Source organism: Pseudomonas sp. P7759 (assembly GCF_013386445.1).
Taxonomy (GTDB): domain Bacteria; phylum Pseudomonadota; class Gammaproteobacteria; order Pseudomonadales; family Pseudomonadaceae; genus Aquipseudomonas; species Aquipseudomonas azotoformans_A.
Window position 1 is genome coordinate 230,046 of the sequence record NZ_JACART010000004.1, and the last position, 13,630, is coordinate 243,675.

At 61.7% G+C, this 13,630-nt stretch carries 17 protein-coding genes; 13 read left to right on the top strand and 4 right to left on the bottom strand.

The features are described from left to right. Positions 1-3: 3 nt before the first annotated feature. Both pilH and pilG read right to left on the bottom strand, forming a co-directional pair. Complete coding sequence (pilH, locus tag HX823_RS05060; protein WP_016976047.1) at positions 4-369, bottom strand: twitching motility response regulator PilH; 366 nt, start codon at positions 367-369, stop codon at positions 4-6. Positions 370-415: 46 nt separating this feature from the next. Beyond that, positions 416-823 (bottom strand): twitching motility response regulator PilG, encoded by a 408-nt coding sequence (gene pilG, locus HX823_RS05065; RefSeq protein ID WP_010564379.1) that lies wholly within the window; start codon positions 821-823, stop codon positions 416-418. A gap of 239 nt (positions 824-1,062) precedes the next feature. Between pilG and gshB the strand changes: the two genes are divergently transcribed. The 7 genes from gshB to HX823_RS05100 all read left to right on the top strand — a co-directional run bounded on the left by gshB (position 1,063) and on the right by HX823_RS05100 (position 6,950). Next, positions 1,063-2,016, top strand: a complete 954-nt coding sequence (gene gshB / locus HX823_RS05070; protein WP_177074285.1) for a glutathione synthase — start codon at positions 1,063-1,065, stop codon at positions 2,014-2,016. A 77-nt stretch (positions 2,017-2,093) separates the two neighbouring features. Further along, entirely contained in the window at positions 2,094-2,999 is a 906-nt protein-coding gene (locus tag HX823_RS05075; protein ID WP_038850851.1) for an energy transducer TonB, read from the top strand. Positions 3,000-3,066: 67 nt separating this feature from the next. Next, the gene (locus HX823_RS05080; protein ID WP_033897066.1) at positions 3,067-3,636 is read left to right on the top strand and encodes a YqgE/AlgH family protein; all 570 of its coding nucleotides are present in this window, start codon (positions 3,067-3,069) and stop codon (positions 3,634-3,636) included. Continuing rightward, complete coding sequence (ruvX, locus tag HX823_RS05085; protein WP_003195067.1) at positions 3,636-4,073, top strand: Holliday junction resolvase RuvX; 438 nt, start codon at positions 3,636-3,638, stop codon at positions 4,071-4,073. The genes HX823_RS05080 and ruvX overlap by 1 nt, the downstream gene beginning before the upstream one ends. 73 nt (positions 4,074-4,146) lie before the next feature. After that, complete coding sequence (pyrR, locus tag HX823_RS05090) at positions 4,147-4,653, top strand: bifunctional pyr operon transcriptional regulator/uracil phosphoribosyltransferase PyrR (RefSeq protein WP_033897063.1); 507 nt, start codon at positions 4,147-4,149, stop codon at positions 4,651-4,653. Between the two features lie 24 nt (positions 4,654-4,677). Beyond that, entirely contained in the window at positions 4,678-5,682 is a 1,005-nt protein-coding gene (locus tag HX823_RS05095; RefSeq protein ID WP_016976042.1) for an aspartate carbamoyltransferase catalytic subunit, read from the top strand. Beyond that, entirely contained in the window at positions 5,679-6,950 is a 1,272-nt protein-coding gene (locus tag HX823_RS05100) for a dihydroorotase (RefSeq protein WP_177074286.1), read from the top strand. The genes HX823_RS05095 and HX823_RS05100 overlap by 4 nt, the downstream gene beginning before the upstream one ends. 143 nt (positions 6,951-7,093) lie before the next feature. Here HX823_RS05100 and HX823_RS05105 read toward each other — a convergent pair whose 3' ends face one another. After that, positions 7,094-7,522, bottom strand: coding sequence for a TM2 domain-containing protein (locus HX823_RS05105; protein ID WP_218169641.1), 429 nt, complete (start codon positions 7,520-7,522; stop codon positions 7,094-7,096). 250 nt (positions 7,523-7,772) lie between these two features. Between HX823_RS05105 and HX823_RS05110 the strand changes: the two genes are divergently transcribed. Further along, on the top strand, positions 7,773-8,411 hold the full coding sequence (locus tag HX823_RS05110; protein WP_033897060.1) for a C40 family peptidase: 639 nt from the start codon (positions 7,773-7,775) through the stop codon (positions 8,409-8,411). Positions 8,412-8,533: 122 nt separating this feature from the next. On the opposite strand, the gene HX823_RS05115 is transcribed toward HX823_RS05110, so the two are convergent. After that, positions 8,534-9,568: a type IV pilus twitching motility protein PilT gene (locus tag HX823_RS05115; RefSeq protein ID WP_177074287.1), complete on the bottom strand. Its 1,035-nt coding sequence runs from the start codon at positions 9,566-9,568 to the stop codon at positions 8,534-8,536. Between the two features lie 57 nt (positions 9,569-9,625). Between HX823_RS05115 and HX823_RS05120 the strand changes: the two genes are divergently transcribed. The 5 genes from HX823_RS05120 (at position 9,626) to metW (ending at position 13,627) form a co-directional block, all read left to right on the top strand. Beyond that, on the top strand, positions 9,626-10,312 hold the full coding sequence (locus HX823_RS05120) for a YggS family pyridoxal phosphate-dependent enzyme (RefSeq protein WP_177074288.1): 687 nt from the start codon (positions 9,626-9,628) through the stop codon (positions 10,310-10,312). Between the two features lie 33 nt (positions 10,313-10,345). Continuing rightward, complete coding sequence (proC, locus tag HX823_RS05125; RefSeq protein ID WP_177074289.1) at positions 10,346-11,164, top strand: pyrroline-5-carboxylate reductase; 819 nt, start codon at positions 10,346-10,348, stop codon at positions 11,162-11,164. A 9-nt stretch (positions 11,165-11,173) separates the two neighbouring features. Next, positions 11,174-11,764, top strand: coding sequence for a YggT family protein (locus tag HX823_RS05130; protein ID WP_095013876.1), 591 nt, complete (start codon positions 11,174-11,176; stop codon positions 11,762-11,764). A gap of 95 nt (positions 11,765-11,859) precedes the next feature. Further along, positions 11,860-12,999, top strand: coding sequence for a homoserine O-acetyltransferase (locus HX823_RS05135; protein ID WP_177074290.1), 1,140 nt, complete (start codon positions 11,860-11,862; stop codon positions 12,997-12,999). A gap of 7 nt (positions 13,000-13,006) precedes the next feature. Then, on the top strand, positions 13,007-13,627 hold the full coding sequence (gene metW / locus HX823_RS05140) for a methionine biosynthesis protein MetW (RefSeq protein WP_010207236.1): 621 nt from the start codon (positions 13,007-13,009) through the stop codon (positions 13,625-13,627). Positions 13,628-13,630: the final 3 nt, after the last annotated feature.

The window sequence follows — 13,630 nt, forward strand, 5'->3', positions numbered from 1 at the left end:
CCGTCAGCCGGCCAGCACCTTGTTCAGGGTGGCGATCAGGGTTTCTTCATCCACCGGCTTGGTCAGGTAGTCCTTGGCGCCCTGGCGCGCGCCCCAGATCTTGTCGGTTTCCTGGTCCTTGGTGGTGATGATGATGATCGGGATGCCGTTGGTTTCCGGCTCCTTGGACAGCTGGCGGGTGGCCTGGAAGCCGTTGAGGCCCGGCATCACGATGTCCATCAGCACGGCGTCGGGCAATTCCTGGCGGGCAAGCGCCACGCCGTCCGCGCCGTTTTCGGCCTTGAGGACCTGGTGACCATGCTTTTCCAGCATGCCGGTCAGTTTGTACATTTCGGTCGGCGAATCGTCGACGATCAGAACACGTGCCATGGTTTTCCCCACTACATAGGTGGACGCCGGCCCTTGTGAGGCGGCGTCAGTGTGCTTGTTCTACTGCGGCGAACCCCGGCACGTAGGCCTTGATCGCGCCCAGCAGTTCTTCCTTGCTGAATGGCTTGGTCAAAAACTGATCGACCCCCACGATGCGCCCCTTGGCCTTGTCGAACAGGCCGTCCTTGGACGACAACATGATCACCGGGATCGACTTGAACGCCGGGTTGTTCTTCACCAGCGCGCAGGTCTGATAGCCATCCAGGCGCGGCATCATGATGTCGACAAAAATAATATGCGGGTGATGATCAACAATCCGGGCCAGGGCATCGAAACCGTCGATGGCCGTGATGACATCGCACCCCACGTTCTTCAACAAGGTTTCAGCGGTGCGGCGGATCGTCTTCGAATCGTCGATCACCATCACTCTCAAGGCGTTGGAATGCTGTTCCATATCTGCTCTGCCATCGCCACAGCGAATCGGTTTTCGGTGTGTACTGCCTGATGTTGCACAGGATGAGCGCCGCGGGCCTTGGAATTCAAGGGCTGCTGCGCCGTGGCAGTCTTTTTAGCACAGTCTCCGGGCGCAATCTATCGAGCAACCGGCCAGGTGGTTTTTCCTTGACCCACAACAGCCGCAGCGCCACTCTGACGCCACTTTTATGCGCCCTTATTTGCTAGAGGAAATCCCCCATGAGCGTTCGCGTCGGCATTGTCATGGACCCTATCGCCAGCATTTCCTATAAAAAGGACAGCTCGCTGGCCATGCTCCTGGCCGCCCAGGCCCGCGGCTGGACCCTGTTCTATATGGAGCAGCGCGATCTTTACCAGGGCGACGGCGAGGCCCGTGCACGCATGCGCCCGCTGCAGGTGTTTGCCAACCCGGAAAAGTGGTTCGAACTGCAAGATGAAATCGACAGCCCGCTGAGCGATCTGGACGTGATCCTGATGCGCAAGGACCCGCCGTTCGACATGGAGTTCGTCTACTCCACCTACCTGCTGGAGCAGGCCGAGCGCGCCGGCGTGCTGATCGTCAACAAGCCGCAGAGCCTGCGCGACTGCAATGAAAAGCTGTTCGCCACCCTGTTCCCACAGTGCACGCCGCCGACCGTGGTCAGCCGCCGCGCCGATGTGCTGCGTGAATTCGCCGCCAAACATGGCGATGTGATCCTCAAGCCGCTGGACGGCATGGGCGGCACCTCGATCTTCCGTCACCGCGCAGGCGACCCGAACCTGTCGGTGATCCTGGAGACCCTGACTGCCCTGGGCACCCAGCAGATCATGGGCCAGGCCTACCTGCCGGCGATCAAGGACGGCGACAAGCGCATCCTGATGATCGACGGCGAACCGGTGGATTACTGCCTGGCACGCATCCCGGCGGCGGGCGAGACCCGTGGCAACCTGGCGGCCGGTGGTCGTGGCGAAGCGCGCCCGCTGTCGGACAAGGACCGCTGGATTGCAGCCCAGGTCGGCCCGACCCTGCGTGAAAAGGGCTTGCTGTTTGTCGGCCTGGACGTGATCGGCGAGAACCTGACTGAAATCAACGTCACCAGCCCGACCTGCATCCGCGAGATCGACAACGCATTTGGCACGAACATCGGCGAAATGCTGATGGTGGCCATTGAGCGCAAGCTGCAAGCCAAGTGATATAGAACAGCCGGACACAAACCAACATTGCGTTATCATGCGCCACCTGTGAAACGCGCGATGTTGGTTTTCTTGTCATGACACTCCCGTCCGATCTGCCCCCCGAACTCTCCCACAGCGGCGTGCGCCCGGCTGATCGGCTCGGATTTACCCTGTTCCTGGCGGCGTTGATTCACCTAGCCCTGATCCTCGGCGTGGGTTTCACCATGGTCGAGCCCAAGCAGATCAGCAAAACCCTGGAAATCACCCTCGCCACATTCAAAAGCGAAAAGAAGCCCGAGAAGGCTGACTTCCTCGCCCAGGACAACCAGCAAGGCAGCGGCACCCTCGACAAGAAAGCCGTGCCCAAGACCACCGAAGTGGCGCCGTTCCAGGACAACAAGGTGAATAAAGTCACCCCGCCGCCGGTGCCCAAGCCGGAGGTCAAGCAGGCCGCGCCCAAGGCGGCAGTGACCACCGTCGCGCCCAAGCCGCAAAAAGCCCCGACCCAGCGTGAAAAGACCAAGACCGAACCCACGCCCGAGCCCGTAAAGCCAGCGCCGACCTTCGACAGCTCGACCCTGTCCGACGAAATCTCCAGCCTCGAAGCCGAACTGGCCAACGAACAGCAGCTGTACGCCAAGCGCCCGCGCATCTACCGGCTCAACGCCGCCTCGACCATGCGCGACAAAGGTGCCTGGTACAAAGACGAGTGGCGCAAGAAGGTCGAGCGCATCGGCAACCTCAACTACCCGGAAGAGGCCCGGCGTCAGCAGATTTACGGCAATTTGCGTCTATTGGTTTCAATCAACCGCGACGGCACGTTATATGAAGTGCAGGTACTGGAGTCGTCCGGCCAGCCGTTGCTGGACCAGGCCGCCCAGCGCATCGTGCGCCTGGCCGCGCCTTTTGCCCCTTTCAGCGGCGACTTGAACGACGTCGATCGCCTGGAAATCATCCGCACCTGGAAGTTCGCCAAGGGCGATCGGTTGTCGAGCAATTGATGACAATTGCCACCTGTGGCACATCACCAGCTTGTCAGTTCGCCCCTCCACCGCCACACTATCGAACATGAAAAACGTCAGCCCGACCTACCTCAAGCATCAATTCCTGATCGCCATGCCCCATATGGCCGACCCGAACTTTGCGCAGACCTTGACCTACATCGTCGAGCACACGGCCAATGGTGCGATGGGGTTGGTGGTCAACCGCCCGCAAGAGCTGAACCTGGCGGATATCCTTGAACAGCTGCGCCCGGAAGTCGACCCGCCTGCCCGTTGCCAGGGCGTGCCGATCTACATCGGCGGGCCGGTGCAGACCGATCGCGGTTTTGTGCTGCACCCGACGGGGCCGAAGTTCCAGGCCACGGTCGATCTGGACGGTGTGTCACTGTCCACCTCCCAGGACGTGTTGTTCGCCATCGCCGACGGCGTGGGCCCTGAGCAAAGTGTGATCACCCTCGGTTATGCGGGCTGGGAAGCGGGCCAATTGGAAGCCGAACTGGCCAGCAACGCCTGGCTGACGTGCCCCTTCGACGCCGACATCCTGTTCAACACGCCCAGCGAATTGCGTCTGGAAGCGGCGGCCGCCAAGCTGCGGGTCAACCTCAGCCTGTTGACCAGCCAGGCGGGGCACGCCTGATGGCTTTGCGACTGATCCTGGGTTTTGACTACGGCACCAAACAGATCGGCGTCGCGGTCGGCCAGGTCATCACCGGCCAGGCCCGCGAGCTGTGCACCTTGAAAGCCCAGAACGGCGTGCCGGACTGGAACCAGGTCGAAGCCCTCATTAAAGAGTGGAAGCCCGATGCGGTCGTGGTCGGCCTGCCCTTGAACATGGACGGCACCCCCAGCGACATGTGCCTGCGCGCCGAAAAATTCGCCCGCCGCCTCAATGGCCGCTACAACCTGCCCTTTTATACCCACGACGAACGCCTCACCACCTTTGAAGCCAAGGGTGAGCGCCGTGACCGTGGCGGGCAGAAGGGCAGCTACCGCGACAACCCCGTGGACGCCATCGCCGCCGCCCTGTTGTTGCAGGGATGGCTGGATGAAAACACTGCATTATTTGAATCCTGACTGACGCGGCTTGCCGCGTCTTTTTACGTTTGAGCCCGGACCTTGCCTGCGCCAAGGTCCTGAAGGAGCCTGCATGAGCCTGCCGAACCCCGCCGAACTGATCAGCCAGATGGCCACAAGCCTCACGGCCCATCTGCAACACCGCAACATCAGCGAGCCGCGCTTCATCGGCATTCGCACCGGTGGTGTGTGGGTGGCCCAGGCATTGCTGGAAGCACTGGGCAGCGACTCGCCCCTCGGCACCCTCGACGTGTCCTTCTACCGTGACGACTTCAGCCAGAACGGCCTGCACCCGCAAGTGCGCCCGTCGGCCCTGCCGTTCGAGATCGAAGGCCAGCACCTGGTGCTGATCGACGACGTGCTGATGAGTGGCCGCACCATCCGTGCCGCCATGAACGAACTGTTCGACTACGGCCGCCCGGCCAGCGTGACCCTGGTGTGCCTGCTCGACCTGGATGCCGGCGAACTGCCGATCAGCCCGGATGTGGTCGGCGCCACACTGTCGCTTTCAGCCCACCAGCGGGTAAAATTGTCCGGTCCCACGCCGCTCGAACTCGAACTGCAAGACCTCGCCCTTTAAACCGCCTTGTAAAGAGTCCCCGCGATGACGCCTCTCGATGCCAAGCGCCCGCTGCAGCTCAATGCTCAGGGCCAGTTGCAACACTTCTTGTCCCTCGACGGTTTGCCCCGCGAACTGCTCACCGAAATCCTCGACACCGCCGACTCGTTCCTTGAAGTCGGTGGCCGCGCGGTGAAGAAGGTCCCGCTGCTGCGCGGCAAGACCATCTGCAATGTGTTCTTCGAGAACTCCACGCGCACCCGTACCACCTTTGAACTGGCGGCCCAGCGGCTGTCGGCCGACGTGATCACGCTGAACGTGTCCACGTCGTCGGCGAGCAAGGGCGAAACCCTGCTCGACACCCTGCGCAACCTGGAAGCCATGGCCGCCGACATGTTCGTGGTGCGCCACGGCGACTCCGGTGCCGCGCACTTCATCGCCGAACACGTGTGCCCGCAGGTGGCGATCATCAACGGCGGCGACGGCCGTCACGCCCACCCGACCCAGGGCATGCTCGACATGCTCACCATCCGTCGGCACAAGGGCAGCTTTGAAAACCTCTCGGTGGCCATCGTCGGCGACATCCTGCACTCGCGGGTTGCACGCTCCAACATGCTGGCCCTGAAAGCCCTGGGTTGCCCGGATATCCGCGTGATCGCCCCGAAAACCCTGCTGCCGATCGGCATCGAGCAGTACGGCGTGAAGGTCTACACCGACATGGCCGCCGGCCTCAAGGACGTGGATGTAGTGATCATGCTGCGCCTGCAACGTGAGCGCATGGCCGGTGGCCTGCTGCCGAGCGAAGGCGAGTTCTACCGCCTGTTCGGCCTGACCACTGCGCGCCTGGCCGGCGCCAAGCCGGATGCCATCGTCATGCACCCGGGCCCGATCAACCGTGGGGTAGAGATTGAGTCGGCGGTGGCCGACGGCCCTCAGTCGGTGATCCTGAACCAGGTCACCTACGGTATCGCCGTGCGCATGGCCGTGCTGTCCATGGCCATGAGCGGGCAAACCGCGCAACGTCAATTCGAGCAGGAGAACGCCCAGTGAAGCTCAGCATTCTTGGCGCTCGCGTTATCGATCCGGCCAGTGGCCTGGATCAAGTCACCGATTTGCATCTGGAAGCCGGCAAGCTTATCGCCATCGGCGCTGCTCCGGCAGGTTTCAGCGCGACTGAAACCCTCGACGCCAAAGGCTTGGTGGCCGCGCCGGGCCTGGTCGACCTGAACGTCGCCCTGCGCGAGCCAGGCTACAGCCGCAAAGGCAACATCATCAGCGAAACCCGCGCCGCCGCTGCCGGTGGCGTGACCAGCCTGTGCTGCCCGCCGCACACCAAGCCGATCCTCGACACCTCGGCCGTGACCGAACTGATCCTCGACCGCGCCCGTGAAGCCGGCAATTGCAAGGTGTTCCCTATCGGCGCCTTGAGCAAAGGCCTGGAAGGCGAACAACTCGCCGAACTGATCGCCCTGCGCGACGCCGGTTGCGTGGCGTTCGGCAATGGCCTGGAAAGTTTTCGCAGCACACGCACGCTGTTGCGCGCCCTGGAATACGCGGCCACCTTCGACCTGACGGTGATCTTCCATTCCCAGGACCGCGACCTGGCCGAAGGCGGCCTGGCCCATGAAGGCTCCGTGGCCAGCTTCCTCGGCCTGCCGGGCATTCCGGAAACCGCCGAGACCGTGGCCCTGGCCCGTGACCTGCTGCTGGTGGAACAAAGCGGCGTGCGTGCGCACTTCAGCCAACTGACCAGTGCACGAGGTGTCGCCTTGATCGCCCAGGCCCAGGCCCGTGGCTTGCCGGTAACGGCGGATGTGGCGCTGTATCAGCTGATTCTGACGGATGAAGCGCTGATCGACTTCTCCAGCCTGTACCACGTGCAGCCGCCGCTGCGCACTTTGGCCGACCGCGACGGTTTGCGCGCAGCGGTCAAGTCCGGTGTGGTTTCGGCGATTTCCAGCCATCACCAGCCCCATGAGCGGGATGCCAAGCTGGCACCGTTTGGCGCGACAGAGCCGGGCATCAGCAGTGTCGAACTGCTGCTGCCGTTGGCGATGACGTTGGTGGAAGATGGGTTGCTGGACTTGCCGACACTGCTGGCACGCCTGAGCGCTGGCCCGGCCGAGGCCCTGCGCCTGCCGGCGGGTAAGTTGGCGGTGGGATCGGCGGCGGATCTGGTGCTGTTTGATCCGGCCAGCTCCACGGTTGCCGGGGAGCAGTGGTTGTCCAAGGGTGAAAACTGCCCATTCATCGGGCACAGCCTGCCGGCGACGGTGCGTTACACCCTGGTTGACGGCCGTATCAGTTACCAGGCCTGACGCTGGTCTAGAGTGGGCACAGTAACTGTGGGAGCGGGCTTGCTCGCGAAGGCGAATTGTCAGTCAACAGATTAATAGACTGATCCACCGCCTTCGCGAGCAAGCCCGCTCCCACATTTGGTTTTCTGTATGGCTTGAGAAACTCAACGCCCGTTATTACGCTCGGCATTGCGGATCGAAATCTGCGTATTCAACGTCCAGAAGTCATACAGCACCCCCACCAGGAACAAGCCGCCGGTCAGCAGGTAGATCAGGCCGGTGATCCATTTGCCCTGGTACATGCGGTGTACGCCAAATACCCCCAGAAACGCCAACAGGATCCAGGCCACGTTGTATTCGATGGGTCCGGCGGTAAAACGCAGGTCCGCTTCACGGTCCATCGCCGGGATCAGGAAAAAGTCGATCAGCCAGCCAATACCCAACAGGCCGAGGGTGAAAAACCAGATCGTGCCGGTGACGGGTTTGCCGTAATAGAAGCGATGCGCCCCGGTAAAACCGAAAATCCACAGCAGGTAACCGATCACCTTACTGTGGGTGTCTTGCTGCGGGCCAATCTGCTGATAGGTGTTCATCGCGTACCTCTTTTGCCTCGATAGATAAATTTTTTCATTTTCTTTGTGACTTTTTTACAGGCGCCCGACGTACGGCAAATGGTATCTTCCCTGCCCTGAAAGCCTTATGCCACCTGACTTGTGTAGGACAATTGCGGCGAATCGTCGCGTTTTTCCTGATTTTGACGTCAAGGTTCAGTCGACAAACGGCCTGAGAACGACACAAAAAGCTGTTATAAAGTTGCGCGCAAACCCATAAGAGCCACGCCTAATGCGACCATTTTTCAAGACATGGCTAACCATTTGCCTATTAATGCCACTGGCCGCCCACGCCACCAATCGTGAGCAACGACTTCCTAACGTTAACGGTTTCACCCCTAAAGTCCACAGCACGCCAAGCACCGCCAAATCGGTAAAGCTGACCGTCAACCGCCCGACTCAACTGAGCAAGGCCCATAACGGCAAAGCAGTCCCAGGCCTGGTCGGCGTCAACACCAAGCAGAGCAGCACCGTCCTCAGCCGCGCCGTGAACGTGCTCGGTACCCCTTATCGTTGGGGCGGCAGCAGCCCAAGTAAAGGGTTCGACTGCAGCGGCTTGGTGAAATATGCGTTTAATGATGTTGCAGCGGTGGACTTGCCGCGCACGTCCAACGCCATGGCCGCTGGCCACGGGCAGAAGGTTGATCGCAAGGACCTGAAACCCGGAGACCTGCTGTTCTTCAAGCTGAAGAGCCGCCAGGTGAACCACGTTGCCATCTACCTGGGCAACGACCGCTTCATCCACGCACCGCGTCGTGGCAAGTCGGTGAGTATCGACACCCTGAAGAAGCCGTTCTGGGACAAGAATTACGTGATTGCCAAGCGGGTGCTTCCGAAAGAGCAGAACAACTTGCGGGTCGTACAACGCTGATTCCTGGCTAAACGCGTTACAAAATGTGGGAGCGGGCTTGCTCGCGAAGGCGGTGCTTCAGTCGATATGTAAGTTGACTGACACACCGCTTTCGCGAGCAAGCCCGCTCCCACATTGGTTCCTCATAAATCTGCTGGCACCCTCGCCTTCTCCCTCGCATCCTCCCGGCTGATCACCCCCGCCCCGACCAGCGCCTTCAAGCTCATATCCAACGTCTTCATCCCCAACGCCCCGCCCGTCTGAATCGCTGAAACCATCTGCGCCACCTTGTCCTCCCGGATCAAATTCCGAATGGCCGGCGTGCCCAGCATGATTTCATGGGCCGCTACGCGCCCGCCGCCGACTTTCTTCACCAGCACCTGAGACACCACTGCCTGCAACGACTCCGACAGCATCGAGCGGACCATGGCCTTTTCCCCGGCCGGGAACACGTCCACCAGCCGGTCGACAGTCTTAGCCGCCGAACTGGTGTGCAGGGTGCCAAACACCAGGTGCCCGGTCTCAGCCGCCGTCAGCGCCAGGCGGATGGTTTCCAGGTCGCGCAGTTCGCCCACCAGGATCACGTCCGGGTCTTCGCGCAGTGCCGAGCGCAAGGCAGTGGAAAAACCATGGGTGTCGCGATGCACTTGGCGCTGGTTGATCAACGCCATTTTCGGCGTATGGATAAATTCGATGGGATCTTCAAGGGTGAGGATGTGTTGACGCCGATGTTGATTGAGAAAATCGATCATCGCCGCCAGGGTGGTGGACTTGCCTGAGCCGGTCGGGCCGGTGACCAGCACCAGACCACGTGGCAATTGGGCGATACGCTGGAACACTTCGCCAAGACCGAGGCTTTCCAGGCTCTGGATCTCAGAAGGGATGGTGCGAAACACCGCACTCATGCCGCGATCCTGCCGGAACACATTGGCCCGGAAGCGCGCCACGCCGGGCAGTTCGAAGGCAAAATCTGTTTCTAGAGATGTTTCGAAATCCTTTTGCTGGTGCTGAGTGAGCAAAGGGCTCAATAAGTCCGCTACTTGCGTAGGTGAAAGCACCGGGCCCTCCAGCGGCCAGACCTCGCCATCCAGCCGCAGCATCGGCGCCAGGCCGGCAGACAAATGCAGGTCGGAGGCACCACGGCGCACGCTGGCCGTGAGTAATTCAGTGATATCCATAGGGCTTTCCATTTCCAGTAGAATGCCGCGGACTCCATATCCACGGGCGCATCTTGAATGTCGACGATAGCAGACAACATCGGCCAGGTTAGCCAGCGCATCCGCGCCGCAGCCGACGCCGTGCAACGTGACGCAAGCAGCATCCACCTGCTGGCCGTGAGCAAGACCAAACCCGCGCAAGCCGTGCGCGAAGCCTATGCCGCCGGCATGCGCGACTTTGGCGAGAACTACCTGCAGGAAGCCCTGGGCAAACAGGCCGAATTAACCGACCTGCCCTTGAGTTGGCACTTCATCGGCCCCATTCAATCGAACAAGACGCGCGCTATCGCCGAGAACTTCGCTTGGGTGCATTCCGTGGACCGCCTCAAAATCGCTCAACGCTTGTCCGAACAACGCCCGGCCGACCTGCCACCGCTGAATATCTGCATCCAGGTCAATGTCAGTGGCGAAGCCAGCAAGTCCGGCTGTACACCCGCCGACCTGCCGGCCCTGGCCCATGCGATCAACGCCCTGCCGCGCCTGAAACTGCGTGGCCTGATGGCGATTCCGGAGCCGACTGAAGATCGGACCGCGCAAGACGCAGCGTTCGCCGCGGTATGCAACCTGCAAAACAGCCTGAACCTGCCACTGGACACACTTTCCATGGGCATGAGCCATGACCTTGAGTCGGCTATTGCCCAAGGCGCCACTTGGGTGCGGATCGGTACCGCCCTGTTTGGCGCCCGCGACTACGGCCAGCCATGAAATGGCTGACTTCCCTCTGAGTAAGGACCTGTCATGAGCAACACGCGTATTGCCTTTATCGGCGCCGGTAACATGGCGGCCAGCCTGATCGGTGGCCTGCGGGCCAAGGGCCTGGACGCCGCGCAGATCCGCGCCAGCGACCCAGGCGCCGACACCCGTGGCCGCGTCAGCGCCGAACACGGTATTGAAACCTTTGCCGATAACGCCGAGGCCATCCAGGGCGTCGATGTGATTGTGCTGGCCGTTAAGCCGCAGGCCATGAAAGCCGTGTGCGAAAGCCTGCGTCCGAGCCTGCAGCCGCAGCAACTGGTGGTGTCCATCGCTGCCGGCATCACCTGCGCCAGCATGAACACCTGGCTCGGTGCCCAGCCGATCGTGCGCTGCATGCCCAATACGCCAGCACTGGTCAGCCAAGGTGTGAGCGGGCTGTATGCCACCGCGCAGGTGAGCGCCGAACAACGTGACCAGGCGCAGGAGCTGCTGTCCGCCGTGGGCCTCGCCCTGTGGCTGGAGCAGGAGCAGCAACTGGACGCGGTCACCGCCGTGTCCGGCAGCGGCCCGGCGTACTTCTTCCTGCTGATCGAGGCCATGACTGCGGCCGGCGTGAAACTGGGCCTGTCCAAGGACGTGGCCGAGCAACTGGCCGAGCAGACTGCCCTGGGCGCCGCGCATATGGCGGTGGCCAGCGATGTGGACGCCGCCGAGTTGCGCCGTCGCGTGACCTCGCCAGGCGGCACCACACAGGCGGCCATCGAGTCGTTCCAGGCCGGGGGCTTTGAAGCCCTGGTGGAAAAAGCATTGGGTGCCGCTGCGCACCGCTCGGCGGAACTCGCCGAACAACTGGGCAAATAAGGAGCCAACATGATTGGTTTGAACACCGCAGCCGTCTATGTGCTGCAAACCCTCGGCAGTCTGTACCTGCTGATCGTCCTGATGCGCTTCGTGCTGCAGCTGGTGCGTGCGAACTTCTACAACCCGCTCTGCCAGTTCATCGTCAAGGCCACCCAGCCGCTGCTCAAGCCGTTGCGTCGGATCATTCCGAGCCTGTTCGGCCTGGACATGTCGTCGCTGGTCCTGGCGATCCTGGTACAGCTGGCCTTGATGGCGCTGACCCTGCTGCTGACCTACGGCACCACCGGCAACTTCGTGCAACTGCTGGTCTGGGCCATCATCGGCGTGACCGCGCTGTTCCTGAAGATCTTCTTCTTCGCCCTGATCATCAGCGTGATCCTGTCCTGGGTCGCCCCGGGCAGCCACAACCCTGGCGCCGAGCTGGTGAACCAGATCTGCGAACCGGCCCTGGCGCCGTTCCGCAAGCTGCTGCCGAACCTGGGCGGCCTGGATATTTCGCCGATCCTGGCGTTCATGGTGCTCAAGTTGCTCGACATGCTGGTGATCAACAACCTGGCAGCCATGACCGGCATGCCAGAGATTCTGCGCCTGCTGATCTGATGTTCCATGGCGAGGGAGGCCCCTCCCTCGCCATTGCTTGCCGCTAGGTGCAGCGGTCTTTAGACTTACGCCTCATTTAAACGAGAGCAGGGTCGATGCCAGCTGCCTTTCCCCCCGATTCTGTTGGACTGGTCGTGCCCCAAGTGGCGCACTTCAGCGAACCGCTGGCCCTGGCCTGCGGGCGTTCGCTGCCTGCCTATGACCTGATCTATGAAACCTATGGCCAACTGAATGCCACGGCGAACAACGCCGTGCTGATCTGCCACGCCTTGTCCGGCCATCATCACGCCGCCGGTTTCCACTCGGTCGACGAGCGCAAGCCCGGCTGGTGGGACAGTTGCATCGGCCCCGGCAAGCCCATCGACACCGACAAATTCTTTGTGGTCAGCCTGAACAACCTCGGCGGCTGCAACGGTTCCACCGGCCCGAGCAGTATCAACCCGGAAACCGGCAAGCCGTTCGGCGCCGATTTCCCGGTACTGACCGTGGAAGACTGGGTGCACAGCCAGGCCCGCCTCGCCGACTTGCTCGGCATCCACCAGTGGGCCGCCGTGATCGGTGGCAGCCTGGGCGGCATGCAGGCGCTGCAATGGACCATCACTTACCCGGACCGCGTGCGCCATTGCCTGGCCATCGCCTCGGCGCCCAAGTTGTCGGCGCAGAACATCGCCTTCAACGAAGTGGCGCGCCAGGCGATCCTCACCGACCCGGAGTTCCACGGCGGTTCGTTCCAGGAAGCCGGGGTGATCCCCAAGCGCGGCCTGATGCTGGCGCGGATGGTGGGGCATATCACCTACCTATCCGATGACTCCATGGGCGAGAAATTCGGCCGTGGGCTCAAGAGTGAGAAGCTCAACTACGACTTCCACAGCGTCGAGTTCCAGGTGGAAAGCTACCTGCGTTATCAGGGTGAGGAGTTCTCCGGGCGTTTCGACGCCAACACCTACCTGCTGATGACCAAGGCATTGGACTATTTCGACCCGGCCGCCAATCACGACGACGACCTGGCGAAAACCTTCGAAGGCGCCACGGCCAAGTTCTGCGTGATGTCGTTCACCACCGACTGGCGCTTCTCGCCGGCCCGCTCCCGTGAGCTGGTGGATGCGCTGATGGCCGCGCGCAAAGACGTTTGCTACCTGGAAATCGATGCGCCGCAAGGCCACGACGCCTTCCTGATTCCGATCCCGCGTTACTTGCAGGCGTTCGGCAATTACATGAACCGGATTACTGTGTGAGAACGCCATGAGAGCCGACCTGGAAATCATCCAAGAATGGATCCCCGCCGGCAGCCGCGTGCTCGACCTGGGCTGCGGCGATGGCGAACTGCTGAGCTGGCTGCGCGACAACAAGCAAGTCACCGGCTATGGCCTGGAAAACGACCCGGATAACATCGCCCAGTGCGTGGCCAAGGGCATCAACGTGATCGAACAGGACCTGGACAAGGGCCTGGGCAACTTTGCCAGCAACAGCTTCGACATCGTGGTGATGACCCAGGCCCTGCAAGCCGTGCACTACCCGGACCGCATCCTCGACGAAATGCTGCGCGTCGGCCGCCAGTGCATCATCACCTTCCCGAACTTCGGCCACTGGCGCTGCCGCTGGTACCTGGCCACCAAGGGCCGCATGCCGGTGTCGGACTTCCTGCCCTACACCTGGTACAACACGCCGAATATCCACTTCTGCACCTTCGAAGACTTCGAAGCCTTGTGTGGCGAGCGTGAAGCCAAGGTGATCAACCGCCTTGCCGTCGATCAACAGCACCGCCACGGCTGGGCGAGTAAACTATGGCCCAACCTGTTGGGCGAAATTGGTATTTACCGGGTCAGCAGTCCTGGCCTGACCGACCACAAGATTGCCGTCTAATCA

Coding starts and splice junctions, on each gene's coding strand:
- proC (WP_177074289.1), top strand. CDS start 10,346: ATGAGCAACACGCGTATTGCCTTTATCGGCGCCGGTAACATGGCGGCC.
- gshB (WP_177074285.1), top strand. CDS start 1,063: ATGAGCGTTCGCGTCGGCATTGTCATGGACCCTATCGCCAGCATTTCC.
- pilG (WP_010564379.1), bottom strand. CDS start 823: ATGGAACAGCATTCCAACGCCTTGAGAGTGATGGTGATCGACGATTCG.
- HX823_RS05080 (WP_033897066.1), top strand. CDS start 3,067: ATGAAAAACGTCAGCCCGACCTACCTCAAGCATCAATTCCTGATCGCC.
- HX823_RS05110 (WP_033897060.1), top strand. CDS start 7,773: ATGCGACCATTTTTCAAGACATGGCTAACCATTTGCCTATTAATGCCA.
- metW (WP_010207236.1), top strand. CDS start 13,007: ATGAGAGCCGACCTGGAAATCATCCAAGAATGGATCCCCGCCGGCAGC.
- ruvX (WP_003195067.1), top strand. CDS start 3,636: ATGGCTTTGCGACTGATCCTGGGTTTTGACTACGGCACCAAACAGATC.
- HX823_RS05075 (WP_038850851.1), top strand. CDS start 2,094: ATGACACTCCCGTCCGATCTGCCCCCCGAACTCTCCCACAGCGGCGTG.
- HX823_RS05120 (WP_177074288.1), top strand. CDS start 9,626: ATGTCGACGATAGCAGACAACATCGGCCAGGTTAGCCAGCGCATCCGC.
- HX823_RS05115 (WP_177074287.1), bottom strand. CDS start 9,568: ATGGATATCACTGAATTACTCACGGCCAGCGTGCGCCGTGGTGCCTCC.
- HX823_RS05135 (WP_177074290.1), top strand. CDS start 11,860: ATGCCAGCTGCCTTTCCCCCCGATTCTGTTGGACTGGTCGTGCCCCAA.
- pyrR (WP_033897063.1), top strand. CDS start 4,147: ATGAGCCTGCCGAACCCCGCCGAACTGATCAGCCAGATGGCCACAAGC.
- HX823_RS05105 (WP_218169641.1), bottom strand. CDS start 7,522: ATGAACACCTATCAGCAGATTGGCCCGCAGCAAGACACCCACAGTAAG.
- HX823_RS05130 (WP_095013876.1), top strand. CDS start 11,174: ATGATTGGTTTGAACACCGCAGCCGTCTATGTGCTGCAAACCCTCGGC.
- pilH (WP_016976047.1), bottom strand. CDS start 369: ATGGCACGTGTTCTGATCGTCGACGATTCGCCGACCGAAATGTACAAA.
- HX823_RS05095 (WP_016976042.1), top strand. CDS start 4,678: ATGACGCCTCTCGATGCCAAGCGCCCGCTGCAGCTCAATGCTCAGGGC.